This window comes from Pseudomonas kilonensis (assembly GCF_001269885.1).
Taxonomy (GTDB): domain Bacteria; phylum Pseudomonadota; class Gammaproteobacteria; order Pseudomonadales; family Pseudomonadaceae; genus Aquipseudomonas; species Aquipseudomonas kilonensis.
The window spans coordinates 247886-268647 of record NZ_LHVH01000022.1 but is presented as its reverse complement, the minus strand read 5'-3'; the positions used below and the strand labels follow the sequence as shown (position 1 = coordinate 268647).

General features: G+C 63.4%; 17 protein-coding genes. 9 read left to right on the top strand and 8 right to left on the bottom strand.

The features are described 5' to 3' along the window. Positions 1-104: 104 nt before the first annotated feature. Both AD662_RS15505 and AD662_RS15500 read right to left on the bottom strand, forming a co-directional pair. Positions 105-1142 carry an AraC family transcriptional regulator gene (locus AD662_RS15505; RefSeq protein ID WP_053188587.1) on the bottom strand — a complete coding sequence of 346 codons (1038 nt, stop codon included), beginning with the start codon at positions 1140-1142 and terminating at the stop codon, positions 105-107. After that, positions 1139-2053, bottom strand: a complete 915-nt coding sequence (locus tag AD662_RS15500) for a GGDEF domain-containing protein (RefSeq protein WP_053188584.1) — start codon at positions 2051-2053, stop codon at positions 1139-1141. The genes AD662_RS15505 and AD662_RS15500 overlap by 4 nt, the downstream gene beginning before the upstream one ends. Before the next feature lie 458 nt (positions 2054-2511). Here AD662_RS15500 and AD662_RS15495 point away from each other — a divergent pair, with 458 nt between their 5' ends. The 5 genes from AD662_RS15495 (at position 2512) to AD662_RS15475 (ending at position 9121) form a co-directional block, all read left to right on the top strand. Further along, positions 2512-5034, top strand: a complete 2523-nt coding sequence (locus AD662_RS15495) for a TonB-dependent receptor (protein ID WP_053188581.1) — start codon at positions 2512-2514, stop codon at positions 5032-5034. Between the two features lie 129 nt (positions 5035-5163). After that, the gene (locus AD662_RS15490) at positions 5164-7080 is read left to right on the top strand and encodes a phytase (protein WP_162843749.1); all 1917 of its coding nucleotides are present in this window, start codon (positions 5164-5166) and stop codon (positions 7078-7080) included. Positions 7081-7144: 64 nt separating this feature from the next. Next, positions 7145-7852 carry a protein TolQ gene (tolQ, locus tag AD662_RS15485; protein ID WP_053188573.1) on the top strand — a complete coding sequence of 236 codons (708 nt, stop codon included), beginning with the start codon at positions 7145-7147 and terminating at the stop codon, positions 7850-7852. A gap of 13 nt (positions 7853-7865) precedes the next feature. Then, entirely contained in the window at positions 7866-8312 is a 447-nt protein-coding gene (gene tolR, locus AD662_RS15480) for a protein TolR (RefSeq protein ID WP_018610437.1), read from the top strand. After that, positions 8309-9121 (top strand): energy transducer TonB, encoded by an 813-nt coding sequence (locus AD662_RS15475; protein ID WP_053179912.1) that lies wholly within the window; start codon positions 8309-8311, stop codon positions 9119-9121. Before tolR ends, AD662_RS15475 begins: the two co-directional genes overlap by 4 nt. A gap of 162 nt (positions 9122-9283) precedes the next feature. Here AD662_RS15475 and AD662_RS15470 read toward each other — a convergent pair whose 3' ends face one another. From AD662_RS15470 to AD662_RS15450, 5 genes are read right to left on the bottom strand one after another with little or no spacing between them, the layout of a single operon-like run. After that, positions 9284-10180, bottom strand: a complete 897-nt coding sequence (locus AD662_RS15470) for a helix-turn-helix domain-containing protein (protein ID WP_053188571.1) — start codon at positions 10178-10180, stop codon at positions 9284-9286. A 32-nt stretch (positions 10181-10212) separates the two neighbouring features. Continuing rightward, complete coding sequence (locus AD662_RS15465; protein ID WP_018610463.1) at positions 10213-10680, bottom strand: response regulator; 468 nt, start codon at positions 10678-10680, stop codon at positions 10213-10215. Continuing rightward, positions 10677-12989, bottom strand: coding sequence for an ATP-binding protein (locus tag AD662_RS15460; RefSeq protein ID WP_053179908.1), 2313 nt, complete (start codon positions 12987-12989; stop codon positions 10677-10679). Before AD662_RS15460 ends, AD662_RS15465 begins: the two co-directional genes overlap by 4 nt. Next, positions 12986-13654, bottom strand: a complete 669-nt coding sequence (locus tag AD662_RS15455; protein WP_053188567.1) for a response regulator — start codon at positions 13652-13654, stop codon at positions 12986-12988. The genes AD662_RS15460 and AD662_RS15455 overlap by 4 nt, the downstream gene beginning before the upstream one ends. Next, positions 13651-14835, bottom strand: coding sequence for a sensor histidine kinase (locus tag AD662_RS15450; RefSeq protein WP_053188565.1), 1185 nt, complete (start codon positions 14833-14835; stop codon positions 13651-13653). The genes AD662_RS15455 and AD662_RS15450 overlap by 4 nt, the downstream gene beginning before the upstream one ends. A 173-nt stretch (positions 14836-15008) precedes the next feature. On the opposite strand from AD662_RS15450, the gene AD662_RS15445 reads away from it, so the two are divergent. The 4 genes from AD662_RS15445 to AD662_RS15430 all read left to right on the top strand — a co-directional run bounded on the left by AD662_RS15445 (position 15009) and on the right by AD662_RS15430 (position 19888). Next, positions 15009-15530, top strand: coding sequence for an SgcJ/EcaC family oxidoreductase (locus AD662_RS15445; RefSeq protein ID WP_024618799.1), 522 nt, complete (start codon positions 15009-15011; stop codon positions 15528-15530). A gap of 227 nt (positions 15531-15757) precedes the next feature. Next, entirely contained in the window at positions 15758-16267 is a 510-nt protein-coding gene (locus tag AD662_RS15440; RefSeq protein ID WP_003202042.1) for a sigma-70 family RNA polymerase sigma factor, read from the top strand. Then, entirely contained in the window at positions 16267-17211 is a 945-nt protein-coding gene (locus AD662_RS15435; protein WP_053188562.1) for a FecR domain-containing protein, read from the top strand. Before AD662_RS15440 ends, AD662_RS15435 begins: the two co-directional genes overlap by 1 nt. Positions 17212-17464: 253 nt before the next feature. After that, on the top strand, positions 17465-19888 hold the full coding sequence (locus tag AD662_RS15430; protein ID WP_053188559.1) for a TonB-dependent receptor: 2424 nt from the start codon (positions 17465-17467) through the stop codon (positions 19886-19888). A 36-nt stretch (positions 19889-19924) separates the two neighbouring features. Here AD662_RS15430 and AD662_RS15425 read toward each other — a convergent pair whose 3' ends face one another. Then, on the bottom strand, positions 19925-20326 hold the full coding sequence (locus AD662_RS15425; RefSeq protein WP_003202036.1) for a hypothetical protein: 402 nt from the start codon (positions 20324-20326) through the stop codon (positions 19925-19927). Positions 20327-20762: the final 436 nt, after the last annotated feature.

The following is a 20762-nucleotide window of genomic DNA, read 5'->3' as shown; positions in this document are numbered from 1 at the left end:
CATAGGGAGTTTATCTGTGGGAGCAAGGCTTGCCCGCGATGCAGACAACGCGGTCCTTGGTGAACCGAGGCGCCTGCATCGCGGGCAAGCCTTGCTCCCACAGTTCAGCCCAACATCAGCAATTGCCGGATCAGATTCGGCGTACTGCCGGTCCAGCGCTTGAACGAGCGACGAAAGTTCGCCGTATCGTTGAAGCGCAGGTACTGCGCCACTTCCTCGTTGCTGAAGCCCTTGACCTGATACAGATACAAGGCCACGTGGGTGTGCACCCGATCCACCTGTTGCTGGAACCCGGTGTGGTGCTTGTGCAACTTGCGCTTGAGGGTTGCCGGGCTCATGGCGAAGGCTTGGGCGGTCTGTTCCAGGCTGGGCGTCTGCTGCACATGAGCGTGCAGATAGTCGTAGAGGCAATCCAGGAAGCTTGAAGCGAAGCCCAGTTGATCGAGCTGTTCCCGGGCTTCGATCCGCGCCACCTGGCCGGCGGTGGCCGAGACGTTGGGCCAGGGCTGGGCGAGGCAGTGGCGGGGCAGGCGCATCAGGTCCAGGGGGCGGTCGAACTGGGTGTGCTCACCCAGGTGCACCCAATATTGCTCGACGTAGCGCGGTTCGCTGTGGCGAAAGCTGCACTGCCAGGGCAGGCGTTCGCCGCTGAGCCAGGCGCTCATCGCCACCATCGAGGTCATGCTCGCCTCCAGTACGAAGCGCCATTGTTCATCGGCGCCGCAACTATCCAGCCAATGGACATAGGCATAGTGCTCGTCCAACAGCAGCCTCGGGGCGGCCAACGGGCTGAGCAGCGCCTGCTGGTCGATCAGGGTTTGCAGGGCTTGATGCAGATTCTGCGCGTGGCGCAAGGCGTGGCTCGCTGGCCCGTAGTGCCCCGGCAACAGCCGCTGGCCAAACAGGAAACTGCTGTCGCTGGCATCCAGCAGGCGTCGGCTATTGTCGATCAGGCCGAGGAACTGCTGCGGGCTGATGCGGCTCTGTCCGGCGAGGATATCGTCGTGAAACAACCCGGTGCCGCGCAGCAGGCGATGGCTGTCGATGTCCCGCGACAGCGCCAGGTCGATCAGCGCGGCAGGCTGATAGTGCCCCGGAATGAAGCGGCTGTCGGTTTCGTACCAGCACGTCTTGAGCGTCATGCGCTTTTCGCCAACGTGGTCCGGGACTGGGCCAATGCCAGGTTCAGGCGCTTGAGCAAGGCCTCGGGGGACTCGTCGAACGCCATCACCACCGCCGTGCTGGCGACCAGTTGCAACCGTTCGCTGTGTTGCCGGGTCTTGTGGGCCAGGCTGCGCACCGCAATTTCCAGCTCCAGGGCCAGGCGCCGGGCCTGGCTCTCGCCGGTGTCGGGCAGCAGCACCACGAAGCGATCACCGGCCAGGCGGCACAGCAGATCCTGGCGCCGCAGGTTCAATACCAGCAACTGGCTGACAGCCTGCAACACCGCATCGCCTTCGCCGTGGCCGAAGCGCTGGTTGATGGCGGTGAAGTTGTCCAGGTCCAGGGCTAGCAGCGACAAGGGTTGCTGGCGGCGTCGACTGTCTTCCAGGCTGGCGGACAGTTCGTGCTTGAGAAAGTCGGCGCCCCCCAACGGCGTGAGTTTGTCGAACAGGCGATGCTCACGGAACAGCCGCTCGCGCTTCTCCATCTGCCCGTTGATTGCCAGTTGCTCCCGGTGCCAGTGATAGATGCCTAGGGTCAGCAGGATCATGCCCACCGGCATCGGCCCGGATTCGAGCCAGTGGTCCCAGGTGATGCTGTCGGGCAGGCGGATGAATTCATCGAGGCTGTCGATCCACCAGGAAAAGAAGATGCAGCCCAGGCCCAGGATCAGGTAGTTGGTGACCCGTCCGGCCGGGCGGCTTTTCAGCACCAGCCCCAACCAGACCAGCGCCAGCAGCGCCGAGCCACCTTCGCCGAGGATGTCCAGCCAGACCCATTCGGCAACGGGTTTGAGTTCGCCGCAGGCCAGGTGCAGGATCAACCCGAGGTTGGCCGCCAGCAGGAACAGGGCGAGTTTGAGGCGGTGCGGGCGCAGCACGGAGAACATGACCGGAATCCTTTGCCAGAAGCGGAATGCGGCCCAGCACAGCAGATGAATGTGACAGTGCGGTGACGGCGGGTGACGGGGTGGGGGAGGTCGAATCAGCTCATCCATTGTCTGAACTTTTCATTCATGACATCGCCACCTATCTCATTGTGGCGAGGGGATTTTGTGGGAGCAAAGCTTGCTCGCGATGAAGACGATGCGGTTTTTCAGGGAATCGAGGCGCCTGCATCGCGAGCAAGCTTTGCTCCCACAGAGGTGATTCCTTCGCCCTTCAGATTCCCTGAGCCTGTAAAACAGGTCATTTCAGCTCATTCCGGCTCGCCAGCCCCCCTAAATCAACCGATTGCAGCCTCTCCAGCCAAACCCTGTCACAGAACCGTCATCCCCCACCCCTAGCGTGCCCTCCCAGTTGCCGGGCCATTGCCTGGCGGATTTCCGGATTCCTGGGGAGGACCACCATGTATCACCGCACAAGCACTGCCGGGCTCGTCGGTTTCACTGTTACCGCGTTGGCGATGGCCATTGCCAGTGAGCGACTGAGCGCCGCCGAGCAGGCGGTCACAGAACACGTTGAAGTGGTCGGCCAGGCGGCCAGCATCGATCAGGCCCTCAAGGAACAGCGCAGCGCTGACAGCATCAAGAGCGTGGTGCATGCCGATGGCGTTGCGCAGTTGCCGGATGAAAACGTCGCCGAAGCGGTGCAGCGCCTGCCCGGTGTCAGCGTCGAGCGCGACCAGGGCGAAGGCCGGTTTGTCAGCGTGCGCGGCCTGGGACCGGACCTCAACAGCGTGACCATCAACGGTACCCTGGTGCCAGCCCCGGAGAGCGAACGCCGGGCCGTTGCCCTGGATGTGCTGCCCTCGGAGCTGGTGCAATCGTTGTCGGTGATCAAGACCCTGACGCCGGACATGGACGCCAATTCCCTGGGTGGCACGGTGGACGTCAAAAGCCTCTCGGCCTTCGACCATAAGGGCCTGTTCTACACCGGCAGCAGCGAAGCCAGCTATGACAAGAACACCCGTCAGACCAGCCCGAAATTCTCCGGCGCCATCAGCGACCGTTTCAGCCTCGGCGACGGCATCGACAACTTCGGCGTGGCCGCGGCGCTGAGCTGGCAGAAGCGTGACTTCGGTTCGGACAACGTCGAAACCGGCGGTGCCTGGGATTTCGAGCAAGGCTCGCGCCTCGAAGAGTTCGAGCAGCGCGACTACGACATCCGTCGCGAGCGGGCCGGTGGCGGGTTGAACTTCGACTACAAGCCCGATGACTTCAGCAGCTATTACCTGCGCACGCTGTACAGCCGCTACAAGGACAGCGAAACCCGCAACGCCGCCAGTATTGCCTTTGAAGACCCACAAGCGGCAGGCGAGTTGGGCGATGCCGAGGGCGAGCGCAAACTCAAGCAACGTGAAGAAACCCAGGAAATCCAATCCTACGTACTCGGTGGCGAACGCCTGTTCGGGCTCTGGACCCTGAGTGGCCAGGGTGGCTATAGCCAATCCAGCGAAGACAGCCCCGGCCACATTGCCGGGGCCACCTTCAAAGGCATCGATGGTTTCAACGGTGGTTTCTACGACAACGACAAGCCGCGGCCGATCATCGGCTCGGGGTTCTACGATCCGGCCAACTTCAGCCTCGACAAGGTGGACTGGGAAGAACAGAAGACCACCGACACCGAGAAAAACCTGCGCCTGGATCTGGCCCGGGACTACGATTTCAGCGGCTATGCATCCCAAGTCAAATTCGGCGGAAAAGTCAGCCGGCGGGACAAGGACAACGACCTCAATGCCTGGGTCTACGAGGACTTTGACGACCTGGGTTTCACCGACGAGCAGTTGAACCTCGGGCAGTTCCAGAAAGGCGACGTGGACTATCGCCTCGGCCGCTTCGGCCCGGGCATCAGCGCCGACGCGATCAAGCAGTTGCTCGGCGGTCTGAATCGCGATGAGTTTTTCGACGAGCAGGAGTCGCGAGTCAACGACTTCAAGATGAGCGAGGACATCAACGCCGGATACCTGATGAACACCGTCGATATCGATGACTGGCGCTTCATCGCCGGCATGCGCTACGAAGGCACCGAGTTCGAAGCCAAGGGCACCGGCGCCACCGACGGCGTATTCACCGATACCGAGACCCGGCGCAAGTATCACCACTGGTTGCCGGGCCTGCACGCGCGCTATCAACTGGACAAGAACACCCAGGTGCGTGCGGCGTGGACCAAATCCGTGGTGCGTCCGACCTTCGGGCAATTGGCGCCGGGTTTTGTCATCGACGATGACGAGGCCACGTTCGGCAACCCGGACCTCAAGCCGCTGGAGTCGAGCAACCTGGACCTGGGCATCGAGCATTTCATGGGCCACGCCGGCACCGTCTCGGCCTTCGTGTTCTACAAGGACATCAAGAACTTCGTCTACAACACCGACCTGGCCGGCACGGGTGCCTGGACCGATTTCTCAGAAGCCCACAGCTACGCCAACGGCGACAGCGCCAAGCTGTATGGCCTGGAATTGGCCTACTCGCAAAAATTCGACTGGCTGCCAGCCCCTTGGAACGGCCTGCTGCTTGGCGCCAACACCACCTTCAGCCGTTCGGACGCCGAGATCGAGGGCTTCGACCAGGCCAGTGGTACCCAGCGCAAACGCAGCATCGACTTGCCGAACCAGTCGGACACGGTCGGCAACCTGATGTTGGGTTGGGAAAACGACAAGCTGAGCCTGCGGCTGTCGGCCAACTACAAGTCAGCGTACCTGTTCGAGCTGGCGTCCATCAGCGACCGCGACCACGACTTGCACGTCGACGCCCAGACCTTCGTCGACTTCAGCGCGCGCTATTCGCTGACCAAGAACCTGCAAGTCAGCCTGGAGGCCCAGAACCTCACCGACGAGTCGTATTTCGTCTACACCGGTCACCGCGCCTACAACGGCCAGTACGAAGAGTACGGCCCGACCTACAAGCTGGGGCTGACCTTTACCCATTTCTGAATCGCGAGCCTGATCACTTGTGGCAAGAGGATTTGGCTTTGCTCCCACAGATGAATTCCCTGGCAATAGAAGTGGGCCACAAGCCCGTTTGAGTCTGACTGAACGACAAGGATTTTCCCGTTGAACACGATGTTTTTCTTACCTAAGCGCTACCTGTTGGCGATGGCGATCAGCCTGGCATCAGCCGCCGCCCTGGCGGCTGCCCCAGCGCCCAAGCTAAAACTGCAACCCTGGTCTCAAGCCGAGCCACTGGCGATCAACGCCCTGGCATTCCTGCCTGGCCCTTCGACGACCGAGCGGCTGGCCAGCGCCCGCGAGGGCTTGTTCTTGCTCGATGCCCAGGGTCGCGAACTGACGCGCCTGAAGGGCACCTTCGAAGGTGTCGATAGCCGTGCCCAGGGCGCGAACGTGTTGGTCGCCAGCCTCGACAGCACGCGCCAGCAAGCCCTGGTCGTCAGCCTCGACCCACAAAACCGTCAGTGGGGCATGCCGGTGTACCTGCCCGCACGGGATTTCCCGGTCAACGGCCTGTGCCTTTATCGCGACGAGGCGAGCAACCTGTTTGTGTTTCTGGTTGGCGAGGAGGGTAAGGGCGAGCAATGGTTGGTGGGCAATGGCGAGCGCCTGAGCGACACCGCGCAACGGGTGCGCGGCCTGCCATTGCCGCCGGACGCCAAGACCTGTCAGGTGCAGGACAGCGCCAGTCAATTGTTCGTCAACGAGGAGCGGGTGGGTTGGTGGGCCTATTCGGCATCCTCAGAGGCCGAGACCGTGCGGGTGCCCGTGGCGATGCGCGCACCGTTCGGCGACCTCCAGCAAAGCGCCGGGGCCATGGCCGTGTTGCCGGGAAGCCTGTTGGGGCTGGACCCGGAAGCGGCGCAACTGCATGTGTATCAGCAGCAGGGAGAGGGGTGGAGTGCTAAAGCCAGTCTGCCGTTGGCGGGCCTGAAGGAGCCGGAAAACCTCGCGGCGCGGCTGACGAAAAGTGGCGTCGAGGTGCTGCTGCGCGACGATGACAACGGGCACCTGTACCAAGGCGAAATCAGCTGGAAACCCACGCCAGCGCCTTTGCCGCCGGTACTGCCCTCTGTGGCTGCCATCGTCCAGAGCGAACCGGTGGCCCGCCAGGGCGATGCCGCCGATGACCCGGCGATCTGGGTGCATCCGACGACGCCCGGGCTGAGCCGGGTGCTGGGCACCAACAAGAAGCAAGGCCTGCTGGCCTATGACCTGCAAGGCAAGTTGCTGCAGGAACTGGCGGTTGGACGCCTGAATAACGTCGATGTGCGGGCGAACTTCAAGCTGGGCACGCAAACCGTTGATCTGGCCGTGGCCAGCAACCGAGATCGCAACAGCTTGAGCCTGTTCAGCATCGACCGCGCCAGTGGCGAGTTGCGCGAAGCCGGTGAGATTGCAACGTCATTGAAGGAAATCTACGGCATCTGCCTGTTCCAGCCTGCCGAAGGCGAACTGTATGCCTTCGCCAACGGCAAGGACGGGCGCTTCGTGCAGTATCGCCTGAGCGCGCCGGACGGCGTGGTGAAAGGTCAGTTGGTGCGCCAGTTCAGCGTCGACAGCCAGCCCGAAGGTTGCGTCGCCGATGAGCAACGCCAACGCTTGTTTCTCGGTGAAGAGGACGTTGGCGTCTGGGCGGTGGATGCCCGGGCCGACCAACCGGCGACCTTGAACAGTGTGATCAAGGTTGGCCCGGCGTTGCACGCTGACGTCGAGGGCATGGCCTTGTACCAGGCCGAGGGCCGCGACTACCTGGTGATCTCCAGCCAGGGCAATGACAGCTACCTGGTGCTCGATGCCGAGCCTCCCTATGCCGTGCGCGGCGCTTTCCGGGTCGGTCTGAACGCTGCCGCAGGCATTGATGGTGCGTCGCAAACCGATGGCCTGGAGGTGACCTCGGTGAACCTCGGCGGGCTTTGGAGCCAGGGCATGCTGGTGGTCCAGGACGGCCGCAAACGCATGCCCGAGCAGACCCAGAACTTCAAGTTCGTGCCCTGGGCCGACGTGGCGAAAGCGCTGCGCCTGCCTTGAGCGACGCTGTCATCAACCGGTCACGAATATTTCATCGAATAACCGCCAGACAGGAGTTTCAACCATGCAAGCCACTCTGGAACACATGACGATCTGGGGCCTGATCAGTGACGCGAGTCTGTTGGTCAAGGCGGTCATGCTCACATTGCTGCTGGCCTCGCTATTGAGCTGGTACCTGATCATCCAGCGCAGCGCCGTGCTGCAACGCACCGAGCGCCAGCTCAACGGTTTCATGCAGCGCTTTCGCAGCAGCCAGGATCTGCTGCCCCTGTATCGGGAGCACGCACAGGTCCGTGAAGACGACGGTGGCGTCACGCCGATTTTCCAGGCGGGTGTGCTGGCCTTCACTCAGCTCAGCCAACCTTCAAGCACGCCGCAAGTGGTGCTTGAAGGCGTCGAGCGCGCGCTGCAAGTGGCGATCAGCGAACAGGAAATACAGCTGGAAAAAGGCCTGCAATTTCTCGCCACCGTCGGTTCGGTCAGCCCCTACATCGGTTTGTTTGGCACCGTCTGGGGGATCATGAATGCCTTTATCGGCCTGTCCCAGGTGCAACAGGCCAGCCTTTCCACTGTGGCGCCGGGCATTGCCGAAGCGTTGATCGCCACGGCCATCGGCTTGTTCGCGGCGATCCCGGCGGTGATTGCCTATAACCGTTTTGCCGCTCGCGGCCAGACCCTGCTGACCCGTTACTACGCCTTTGGCAACGAGCTGCAGGCGCGTCTGCACCTCAAGCTGCACGGTGCCCCGATGAACCTGGCCACGGCCGCTTGAGAGGAGAGGGCAGATGCTCGTCAAGCCACAACGCAAGCACGGTCCCAAGGCCGAAATGAACGTGGTGCCGTACATCGACGTGATGTTGGTGCTGCTGGTGATTTTCATGGTCACCGCACCGATGCTGACCCAGGGGGTGAAGATCGAACTGCCCAAGGTCGCCAGCGAAGCACTGGCCAGCGACAGTCGCCAGCAAATCCTCACGCTGTCGGTCAAGGCCGAGGGCGGTTACTACTGGAACCTGGGCGGTGAGCTGGACACCCGTCACCAGACCGACAGCGCCGTGGACCTGGAGCAGATGCGCGCCAAGGTGGCGCAGGTCGTGGCTGAGCGCAGCGATACCCAGGTGTACATCCGTGCCGACGCGCATGCCGATTACGGTCGGGTCGTTGCAGCCATGGCCGCGCTGCAGCAGGGCGGCGTGAGCAACCTGGGACTGGTGACCGAGGCGCCGCGATGACGGCAATGATCATGCACAGTCCCTCCTTGAGCGTACCTGCGCTGGGCCGTCGCTTTTGGAAAAACAGCCTGGCGGCGGGGCTCGCCGTGGCCCTGCACGCGGGTGTGGTGGCGTTGTTGGTGCTGGGTTGGAGCGTGGAGAAGCCCGCCGCCGAGGCGCCCCGGGTGTTGCGCACGCAACTGGTGATGTTGCCAGCGGCACCGGCGCCCGAAGCGCCTGCCTCGGCCGCTGTTATTCCTGTAGCACCGCCGGTCGAGCCGACCTTGGCGCCGGTAGAAGCGCCGCGTCCCGCTCCCACCCAGCCTGTTGTCGATCCGCGTGTCCAGGCGCAGAAACTGGAACAGGCGGCCCTGGCCCGTAAACGGGTCGAGGAGCAAAAGCGTGAGCAACAGGCCCAGCAGCAGCGCGAACGCCAGGAAAGCGAACGACGCAGGCAAGACGCCGAGCAGCAGGCCGCCGAACAACAGCGCCAGGCCCGGCAGGCGCAAGCACTCGCCGAGCAACGCCGAGCCGAGCAAGCGCGCCAGGCCGCCGCCGACAGCCGTAGCTACCAACCGCTGAGCAAGCAAGCCCCGGACTATCCGCAACGCGCCCTGGACAAGGGCCTGGAAGGTGATTGCACCGTGGAATACAGCGTGACGCCGGACGGGCGGATCGATAACCCCAAGGTCATCGACGGTTGCCACCCCTTGTTCATCCGACCGTCCCTGGCCGCTGCCCAGACGTTTCGTTATCAACCGCGAATCATCGATGGCAAGGCGGTGACGGTACCGGCGGTGCGCAATACCTTTCACTACCGGATCAAATGAAACACCTGTGGGAGCGAGCTTGCTCGCGATAGCGGTGGACCAGCCGCCATCAATGTTGACTGGCCTGGCCCTATCGCGAGCAAGCTCGCTCCCACAGCGGTTTGTGTGCGGCCACTTGATCGCCAACACCACCAAGAACCTCATTGTGGCGCCATCAGGCCTTTATTTGCGGTAATGACTCGGCGCCACGCCCACTTCGCGGCGGAAGATCTGCGAGAAGTGACTGGCGCTGCCATAGCCGACCTCCAGGCCGATATCGATGACGCTGCGCTCGGTTTCCAGCAGCAGTTGCCGGGCCCGGGCGATTCTCAGTTGGATGAAGTACTGCGAAGGTGAACGCCCGGTGGCGCGCTTGAACAAGCGGCTGAAGTGGTATTCGCTCATGCCGATGGCCTGGGCCAGGTCACAGAGGCTGAAGGGTTCGGCCAGGTGTTGTTCCATTAACTGGGTCACCCGTTTGAGCTTGAAAGCGGGCAGGGCGTTACGTCTGGACATGTCCTCGGCCTCGGCATCCACATAATGCCGCGCCAGGTGCACCGCCACACATTGCGCCACGCCCTGGATCAGCAAGGCACTGGTTTCACCGCGTCGGGTCAATTCCGCCCGAATCTGTTCAAGCAAGGCTGAAAGCGCTTCATCCCGCCCGCCAGAGACTTCCCGCAGTTGGATCGCGCCGCTGCCGCCGGCTTCGGCAAGGGCGCGTTCCAGCAACGCCAACCCCAGGTACAGATGCATGACCACAAACGGCTCGTAACTGGTCACTTGCCAGCGCATCTCATAAGGAACCGGGGATGTGGTCAGGAAAAAATCTCCGGTGACCACGGTATTCGCTTCCCACGCCTCGTTGGCAACGCGCTCCTCGACGATGGCTTCCCCGGACAGCACCCAGACGAGCAACGGCTCGGCCACTGCCGGCACGACGGTGTGTGCTTCGCTGCGCTCACGGACAAAGATCTCGACCAGGATTTCTTTGGCCGATACGCCGTCGGACGTCGCCAGGCGCTCGCCGCGAATGTGTGCCTGCAAGCCGGTTGCCGATGTTCGTTCAGTGACTTCCATGCTTCGAATGCCTCGATGGAACAGCCGCCAGGTCAAGCCGGGCCGGCGGCGGGACGGTGCTGGCGCAATAGTTCGATCTGCTGGGACGGGATCAACTCGCGCAACGCCTTATAGAGCGCACGGGTTTCCAGCAGGTTCCAGATACGCAGCATGGTTTCCAGCGCATCCAGGGGTTTGCTGATGAAATCCCGGGCACCGAGGGCCAGCGCCCGAAGGCGCGTGTCTCGGGTCGCGTCGGCGGTCAGCACCAGGATCGGCAGGTAATCGTTGGCCGGGATCCGCCGGTTGAGTTGCTCCAGCACGGCAAAGCCGTCGAACGCCGGCATGTGCAAATCGAGGATGACCAGGTCCGGCTCGAAGCTGTTGAACAGATCGAGCGTGCGCAACGGTTCGGTGCTGCTCAACACGTTGTGCAACCCTTCGCGGGCCAGCAGTTGTTCCATCAGGTCCAGGTTGGGGCGCTGATCGTCGACGATCAGAATGCGCAAGTCGCGATTCATGCGGGCTCCGGTAGATAGTGTTCGAGGTGGCCCAGGAAGGCCTGGATATGAATAGGTTTGGTCAGGATCGCCGTGGCACCGGCGTCACGCAGGGCGCGATGGGTCAGGTCGCTGGCATCGGCGGTGATCATCAGCACGGGCGTGGCGGCGGTGGCCGGGGACTGGCGCAGGCGCCGCAAGACTTCAAGGCCTTCGAGGTCGGGCAGGCTGACGTCCAGCAGGATCAGTTGCGGGGTGTGCTGGCGAGCGAGGTCCAGGCCCATCTGGCCTTGCATGCTCGACAGCAATTGGATGCCAGGGCGGCGTTGCATCAGGGTTTCGATCAGCGCCAGGCTCGACAGGTTGTCTTCGATGCACAGGACTTTGCCGTGATAGTCCACAGGCGAACGTGTCACCGCCAGGGCGGCGATGGGCGGCAAATGCGCGCCAACCACCTGGGTGCCGGGCAGTTGCAGGGTGAAACAGCAGCCGTGTCCGGGCTCACTGTGGACCTGCAGGTTGCCCTGCATCATTTCCAGCAGGCTCTTGCTCAACGACAACCCCAGGCCAGTGCCTTCGACCTGGGGATCGGCGCCCAGGCGTTCGAAGGGCTTGAACAGTTGGTCCAGCTGTTCCGGGGCAATGCCATGACCGGTGTCGTTGACGGCGATGCTCACCTGATGGGCCTGGACGCTGACTTCGATGCGCACCTCACCGCCGGGCCGGTTGTACTTGATGGCGTTGGACAGCAGGTTGAGCAGCACCTGCACCAGGCGCTGGCGGTCCGCGAGCACGCCGCTGTCGTCGGGCAGCGCTGGCAGCTCGGCCAAGTGGATCCCGGCGTCGGCGGCCATTGGTGAAACCAGGGTCAGGGCTTCGTGCAGCACCGTCGACAGGGCGATCGGTTCGATGTTCAGCGGCAGGCGTCCGGCCTCGATCCGGGCAATGTCCAGCACCTCGTTGATCAACGCAAGCAAGTGCTGGCCGGCCCGCAGGATGTGGCTGACCTGAGGGCGTTGGCCAGCCGTGGAGTCCATGTCCAGCAATTGAGCGAAACCGAGGATGGCGTTCAAGGGCGTGCGCAGTTCGTGGCTCATGCGCGAGAGAAACTCGCTCTTGGCCCGGCTGGCGCTTTCGGCTTCTTCGCGGGCAGTGCGCAGGGCGATCTCGGCAGCGCGTCGGTCGGTGATATCGCGGGTAATCTTGGAAAAACCGCGCAAGGCACCGGTGCCATCGTATTGGGCGGTGATGACCACGCTGGCCCAGAAGCGGCTGCCGTCCTTGCGGCAACGCCAGCCTTCTTCCATGTAATGACCGTCGCGGGTGGCTTCGCGCAAGGCCATGTCCGGGTGCGCCGGGCATTCCTCGGCCAGGTAGAACAGGGAAAAATGCCGGCCGAGGATTTCCTGCTCGGTGTAGCCCTTGATCCGCTCCGCGCCGGCGTTCCAGGTGGTGACGTAGCCTTGGGCATCCAGGGCGAAGATTCCGTAGTCCTTTACACCATCGATGATCAGCCGCAAGCGCTCCTCGTTGTCGCGCAGGGCCCGCTCGCGTTCGGCGAGCAACTGCCCGGCCTCCACCAGGCGCGTGCCAAGCTGGCCGATTTCGTCCTGCTCCGGCGGTTGCGGCAACAAGGGTTGGCCCAATGCCAGGCGCTGGGCGTTGCCTTGTACCTGCTGGACCCGGGCGACAATGCCCTTGGACAGGAACAACACCGCGACAATCGCCCCCAGCAGCCCGCACACCGCCGCCAGCAAGGTGGCGAACAACAGGCGCATGCGCGTGGCCGAGGCGGCGGCGCTGCGGTCGGCGAGCAGGGCGTCCTCGCGTATGCGCATGGCGCTGATCTGCTCGCGCAGTACGTCCAGCACCTGTTTGTTTTCGATCAGGATCGCGGTGATGGCCTCGGGATCGTCGCGCTTGCCGTTGCGCAAAGCGAGCAAACCGTCGAGTTTGTCGGCGATCAGCGGAGTGATGGTCTTGAGGTGTTCGCGCATCCTGGCGTCGCGAATGTTGTGGTCCAGGCGCTGCAACGCGGCATGGATCAGCGGCGTGGCCTGTTCGTAGCTGGGCAGGAAATCTTCGCGGCGGGTCAGCAGGTAACCGCGCACGCTGGCCGCCGCCTCGGCCAGCAGGGTATGGACTGTCTGGATATCGCCCTGGACCAGCAGCACCCGACGCACATCCTCTTCGGCCCGGGCGGTCTGGCGTTCGGTGATATAGATCAGCACCAGCGACAGCAGCAGGACCACCAGGGGCAGGGAAATCACCACCAGGGCTTTGCCGCGCAAGGGCAGGTCGGCCCAGCGGCGGGCGGCGAGAAACCTCATGGCCATTGCCCGGCGGGTTGCGCCACCAGGCCCAGGGCAACGCCGCGCACGGCGGCCTGGGTCCGGTCGGCGGCGCCCAGTTTGCCGATGACACGCTCTACGTGGGCCTTGGCCGTGCCGGGTGCGATGCCCAGCTTTTCGCCGATTTCACGGTTGCTGAAACCGCCGGCAACCAGCCCCAGGACCTGGCGTTCCCGGGCGGTCAGGGCCTGGACTTGAGTGACACCATTCGCACCGCGCTCGGCCATGCGGCGCAGCAGGCGCGCGCTGACCGAACTGTTCAACGCCTCTTCGCCCTGGGCGACCCGTTTGAGGGCGTCGAGCATTTCATCGCGGCTGGCGTCCTTGAGCAGATAGCCGACTGCGCCCGCACCGATGGCGGCTTCGAGGTGGTCGGGGCTGTCATCCATGGTGAAGATCACGACTTTGATTCCGGGCTGGCGCTGCTGCAGGATCCGCGCCGCGCCCAAACCGTTGAGGATGGGCATGCGGATGTCGAGAATCGCGATGTCCGGCTGTAGCCGCTCACACAGGTCGAGGGCTTCCTGTCCGTCGCGGGCCTGGCCGACGACCTCGAATCCCGGGTTGCCGGCGAGCATGCTGATAAACCCGGTGCGGGTGACTTCGTGATCATCGGCCAGCAGCAGGCGCAAAGGGCGGTTCATGGTTGTACTCCGTGGGCTGGTAGCGGCACGCTGGCCAGCAGTCGGGTGCCGCCGCCGGGCTGGCTGCAACAGCTCAAGTGGCCGTCCAGCAAGTGTGCGCGTTCCTGCATGGCAGCCAGCCCCAGATGGCAGCTGCCGTTGGTCTCGATGGGTTGTTCCAGGGCAAAGCCACGGCCATCGTCTTCCACTCGCAGGCAAACGTGGCCATCGTCCACCGCCAACCCCAAGTGCACGTGGCTGGCCTGGGCGTGCTTGAGAATGTTGTTGATGCCTTCCTGGGCAATGCGAAACAGGGCGATCTCCGTGTTGCCCGGCAGGCGCGCGGTGCTGTGTTCGGCCCAGTTCACCGTCAGGCCCGCATCGCGCAGGCGATCGGCCTCCTTGTCGACGGCTTTGTACAGGCCAAAATCATCCAGCACGTGGGGGCGCAGGCCACCGATCAGTTGCCGACCTTCGCCGACGCAGCCTTGGGCCAGGTCGAGGATGCTTTGCAGCTCGTTCGCCAGTGCAGGCGGTAGCGACGGGCAGCGACCGGCGAAGCCCTGCAAGCGCTGATGCAAACCGGCGAGGTTCTGCGCCAGGCCGTCGTGCAGGTCGTAGGCCACGCGCTTGCGTTCGTCTTCCTGGGCGCTGAACAGGCGGTGGACCAGCTCGGACATGGTCCGCTCGCGGGCCTGGAGTGCTTCGAGCAGACGGCTGTTCTCCAGGTGCGCCGCCAACAGCGTCGCGAGCAATTGCAGTGATTCGATGTCTTCGTTGTCCGGTGCGCCGAGGGCCACGCTGTTGCCCAGCAACAACGCCCCGAACGCTACGCCGTCGGAGGCACGCAACGGCACCCGCAAGACCTGGGGCAGGGCGCTGCCGGGCGACTCCAGCCATTGTGGGCCGGGCGTTTGTGGCTGGGCCAGGTTGGCGAGCAGGTCGAGTCGCTCCGCGCTGCCGTGGCTGGCGAGGGTGCGCAACGGGTGGTCCGGCGCCCACTCCAGCAGCAGGCCATGGTCCATGGCCATGAACGCGCACGCCCGTTGCAGCGCACGCTGGCGCATGGCCGGCAGGGGCAACTGCGTCAGTTCATGGCCGGTGCCCAGCAGCAGGCCCAGGCGCGCGGCACGGCTTTGCGACTGGCGATATTGGCTGCGGATGGCCAGGGCACTGCCGGGGTCATGGGGTGGACTTTGCATGGGGAACTCCAGCGTGGAAGAGGACCGGTCCGGTTCGCGGTGGCGTCATTAGAACGTGTCACCGGCACTGGGCCTATCTGCCGAACGGCATAGGCGATTGGCACCGGTTGGCCGATGGCGAAGGCCGGGAAGGCCGGCAAAGTGGGCCCATTGAAACCCAAAGGAACACTTTGATGAAAATGAAAACCTGCGCCATTGCTGCTTTATTCCTGCTGGCCGCGCCGTTTGTCCAGGCGCTTGAGGCTACGCCTTACGTGTATCGCACGGTGGCCGAGCAGCCCAAGAATGTGAATGACCGCGAGATCGCGGCGCTGTTCGACCGCTGGAACGCCGCGCTGCAAACCGGTAGCGCCACCGCCGTGACCGGCCTCTACGCTCCGGATGCGATTTTGCAACCGACTGTTTCCAACAAGGTGCGCAACACGCCGGCGCAGATCCAGGATTACTTCGAGCATTTCCTGGCCGGCAAACCGGTCGGGCAAATCAACTACCGGGAGATCCGCCACCTGGGCCCCGATGCGGCGATGGACAGTGGTGTCTATACCTTCACGCTCACCCAGGCCGACGGCTCCAAGCGCGAGGTCCAGGCGCGCTACACCTTCCTCTATGAGCGCCTCGATGGCCAGTGGAAGATCATCAACCATCACTCGTCGGCCATGCCTGAGGTGGCGAAGACCTTGCACGCCAGTCACTGATAGCACTGCTCGCAAAAGACTTACCTGTGGGAGCGAGCTTGCTCGCGATAGCGGAGTATCAGTCAGCATCCATGTTTCTGACACACCGCCATCGCGAGCAAGCTCCCCACAGGGCCCTCTATCCATTCCATCCCCGTGTTTAGACACACTTTGCATAAAGAGCTTGGATTAACGCGCGAACATTAATTAGAATCAGTCTCATTTAAGACTTTGCGCAGGCTCTGGACATGTGTGATGCAGTTACGCCGACGGAGCATTCCCTCCATGCGTTGTACCGTGACCACGGTAGCTGGCTGGAAGGCTGGCTGCGGCGGCGCATGGGCAATGCCTGGGATGCGGCGGACCTGCGCCAGGATACCTTCCTGCGGGTGCTTTCCAGTTCCCAGACCTTGGCTGACCTGCAAGAGCCCCGGGCTTATCTGCTGACCGTTGGCAAACGCCTGCTGAGCAATTTCTACACCCGGCGCAATCTGGAACAGGCGTATCTCGATGCCTTGGCCAGCCTGCCTGAAGCCTGCGCACCGTCGCCAGAACAACGCTGGCTGCTGCTGGAAACCCTGCAAGCCCTGGACGAATTGCTCGATGGCCTGCCGCCCTTGGTGCGCCGGGCTTTTCTCTGGAGCCAACTTGAAGGCCTGGGTTATCGCGAGATCGCCGAGCGCCTGCAAGTCTCCGAACGCACGGTAAAACGCTACATGGCCCAGGCCTATGAGCATTGCCTGTTGGTGGACTTCTGATGCGCTCGGCTCCTTCTCCCGAAGCCCGTGAAGCGGCGCGGGCGGCGGCTCGCTGGTTGACCCTGATGGAGTTCGACGGGGATGCGTTCGACTCGGCGGCCCTGCAACGCTGGCGCGACAGCAGCGCTCATCATGAGGCGGCCTGGCAGAAGGCCCAGCGATTGCGCCAGCGTTTTGCCGGGGTGCCCGCGTCCCTGGGCATGGCAACCCTGGACCGCCCAGTGTTGGCCCGGCGCGAGGTGCTCAAGCGCGCATTGGGCGTCGCCGCATTGGTCCCGACCGCTTGGCTGCTGGGGCGAGAGCTGCCGTTGGAAGCTTGGCGCGCTGACTTGCACACCGTCACGGGCGAGCAACGGCGCTGGTCGCTGGTCGATGGCAGTGCGCTGCAACTGAACACCGACAGCGCCGTCGACCTGGACCTCAAGGCGCGGCGCCTGGTGCTGGTACGCGGCGAGATGGCTCTCAAGCTCGCCGGAAACACGCCGCTGTCCGTTCAATCACCCTACGGGCTCATCACCATCACTCGTGGCGAGGTCTGCCTGCACTTGGGCGAGGGCGATTGCCGGGTGTCGGTGGTCAGCGGCTCGGCGCAACTGCAACCGCTGCGGGGGCCATTGCTGAGCTTGGAAGCGGGCCAGCAGGTCAATATCCAGGAATCAGGCGCGGGGCCAGTGAAGGCGTTCGACGTGGCGCAGCTGGGTTGGCGTGACGGCGTATTGGTTGCGCAGGACCAGCCGCTGGGGCATTTCCTGCGGGAGCTGAGCCGCTATCGCCCCGGCGTGTTGCGCTGGGATGAAAACCTGGAACCCCTGCGAATCACCGGCAGCTTCCGCCTGGACAACACCGACCGAATCCTCGCGCTGCTTGCAGCCAGCCTGCCGCTGGACGTGCACAGGCGCACTCGCTACTGGGTCACGTTGACACTTCGCAAAAATATGGCCTGAGGTCGGTACGCAATAAAGACGAGCAGTCATACCCCTGTGGCGAGGGGATTTATCCCCGCTGGGCTGCGCAGCAGCCCCAAAAGCAACGACCTTGATCTTACTGACACACCGAGTTGCCGGGGTTGGGGGCCGCTTCGCAGCCCAGCGGGGATAAATCCCCTCGCCACAGGGAGGGTGTAGTTTTGAGGCCTGTCCCCTTTTTTTGTCTCGCTTGTCATTCAAGGCAACTGAACAAAAATGAGAGCGCTTTCCAATGTCCGCAGTTGCACCTTTGCGTTTGCGCCCGGCCTTTGCCGGCAGGCGTCCGCTGTTGAACCTGAGCCTCATGTTGAGCCTGAGCGCCAGCCCCTTCTTTATCTCATCGAGCCTGGCCGAAGAAGCCACCCGGCGCAGCTATCAGGTGCCGGCGGGCAGCCTCAGCGCGGCGTTGACCCGGTTTGCCGGGCTGGCGGGCGTCAACCTGTCGGTGGATCCGGCCCTGGTGAGTGGTCGCAACAGCGCCGGGCTTTCGGGTGAGTTTGCGGTCGAGGAGGGGTTTGCCCGGCTGTTGTCGGGCTCGGGCCTGCAATTGCAAGCGGTGGGTGAGCAGGCCTATATCCTGATGCCGGCGCCAGAAGGCGGCAGCCTGCAACTTGCCCCCACCTCGATTGTCGGCGCCACGGTGTCGACGGACAGCCCGGTGTACGCCGGCGGTCAGGTGGCGCGGCGTGGTTCGCAAGGATTGCTGGGCTCGCGGGACTTCATGGAAACGCCGTTCAGCATGACCACCTACACCAGCACGGCGGTCAAGAACCAGCAGGCACGCACCCTGGGCGACCTGATTGCCAGCGACCCCTCGGTCCGTGCCACCAACCCGGCGGGCGGGCGCTTTGAGCAGTTCACCATTCGCGGTTTCAGCCTGTTCAACAGTGATGTTGCGTACAACGGTCTCTACGGCATCCTGCCGACGTACACGATCGACATGGAGATGGCCGAGCGCGTCGATATCGTCAAGGGCCCGAGCCAGCTCATCAACGGTATCTCTCCACGGGGCAGCGTGGGCGGCGGGATCAACGTGGTGCCCAAGCGGGCCACCGACAAGCCCATCACCTCATTCACCGGCAGCTATGCCTCCAATAATCAGCTTGGCGGTGCCGTGGACGTCGGGCGGCGTTTTGGTGAAGAGGACAAGTTCGGGATTCGCTTCAATGGCGTGAAGCAGGCGGGCGACACCGAATGGGATCACCAGAGCGTGGACCGCGAGATGGCGGTGCTGGGCCTGGATTTTCGCGGTGAACGCCTGCGGCTCTCGACGGACATTGGCCGTACCGAGCGTAACACCGACGCGCCGCAGGAGCGCGTGCAGGTTGCCGCCGACGCGCCAGTGCCGCATGCCAGCGATGTAGATCGCAACTACGCGCAGCCTTGGAGCAAGGCGCGTACCAAAGATACCTTCGGCGCGGTGAATGCCGAATTCGATGTCAACGACTCCGTCATGCTGTACGGCGGCGTGGGGGCGCGCAAAAGTACTCATGAGTTCCTTCGGCATGCCGTTTCGGTCCTCAATGAGGCTGGAGATTTCCGCGTTCAACCCCGGGATTTCACCCGCGACGAGAATGTCCGGACGGCCAGTGCCGGGGTGCGCAACTGGTTCCATACCGGCCCGGTGAGCCATGAGGTCAACCTGTCGGCCAGCTATTTCTACATGGACTTCGAAAATGGCGGCGCCCGTTACGCCAACGGCAGCAGCAACCTGTATGACCCGGTACAGACCCCGACGCCGAGCAACCCGACGCGACAGGACGACAAGGTCTACACCGAGAACCGCTTCAGTGGCCTGGCGTTGTCCGACACCCTTGGCCTGTTTGAGGATCGCTTGCTGCTGACCCTAGGTGCCCGCTGGCAACGGGTGAAGGTTGACGACTGGACGAATAACGCCAAGGGCGAAACCGCCTACGATGAGGAAAAGGTTTCGCCCTCGGGTGGGATCCTGTTCAAGGCGACCGACAAGCTGTCGCTGTATGCCAACTACATGGAAGGCCTGAGCCAGGGCAAGATCGCGCCGTCGACGTCGGTGAACGAGGATGAGATTTTCCCGCCGTTCATCAGCCGTCAAGTCGAGGTGGGCGCCAAGTATGATGCCGGTCCGTTCGCCGTCACCGCCGCGCTGTTCCGGATCAAGCAGCCGGCCTATGCGACCGACGCCACGACGCGTGTCTTCGGCCCGAACGGCAAGCGAGAAAACACCGGCGTGGAGTTGAGTGTGTTTGGCGAACCGCTGAAGGGAACCCGCTTGCTCGGCGGCGTGATGTACATCGACAGCGAACTGACCCAAACCACCAACGGCGCCTTCGACGGCAACCGCGCACCGGCCACGCCGAAGTACAACGTCAACCTCGGCGCCGAATGGGACGTGCCGACGGTACAGGGCCTGACCCTGACCAGCCGCGGCATCTACTCCAGCTCGCAGTACCTGGACCAGTCCAACACCAAGCAAATCGATTCCTGGGAACGTTTCGACGTGGGCGCCCGCTACGCGTTCAAGGTCGACGAAAAGCACATCACCCTGCGGGCCAACATCGAAAACGTGGCAGACAAGCGCTACTGGAGTTCGGCCGGGGCGTCGGATGACAGTGAGGCCGGATTGACGCTGTCGACCCCGCGCACCTATCTGCTTTCCGCGACGGTGGATTTCTAGGCCGAGGTGCCGCTCCAGGGAAGGAGCCGCCTGGGTTCAGATGTCGCGAAACAGATCGTGGGCATCCAACAGCCGCCAGGCAATCTCGGGGCGTTTTTCCAGGCCTCGGCGGATGGCGGCGGGAATCGACTGGCGAATCTTGCGGCACAGGCCGGGCTGGTCCTGGAATTCGATGGCGATGCCGCGCATGGTCCGCACTTCGTTGTAGCCAGGCTCGACGCTCAGGCGGATCCCCAGGTTTTCGTACAGGCGTTGCTGCAGGCGCTGGAGTTCGTCGAGGCTCTGGATGTTCTCCAGGCGTTCAAGCAGGCGTTTTTCTTCCTGGCGATTCAGGCACAGGATGCGCAGGTCGCTGCCAGGCGCTTGCAGCAAGGCATCACGGCCACAATCGCAGACGCCGGGCGGGCAGGGGGGACGGATCGGAATCGACGCGGTCATGGGCTCCACAAAAATCTGCTGCACAACGAAACAGCGAGCTTATCGCCGGCCCAGGCAATGTGATGCCTGGCGGCATGTGGGTCAAGCCTGTTGGAGGGGCCGCTTGTCTGGCGTTGCTGTGTGCCCCACCGTTTTACTGTGGGAGCAGCGAGCTTGCTCGCGATAGCGGTGGGTCAGTTTGCACCCCTGTTGGATTTGCCGCCGTCATCGCGAACAAACTCGCTCCCACAATGGGATCGGAGTACGACCGGGAGAGCCAGGCCGGCTGTAAGGCCGCCTCGCGAGCAAGCTTTGCTCCCACAGATCTAATGGGTGTACGACCGGGAGAGCCAGGTCGGCTACTAGGCCGCCTCGGCGTGGACGTTGATCTCGGCGCCCCGTTAACCACGATGGCCGAACGCAGGCATTGCGCAGTGGGCACCTCGGCATGGATGCC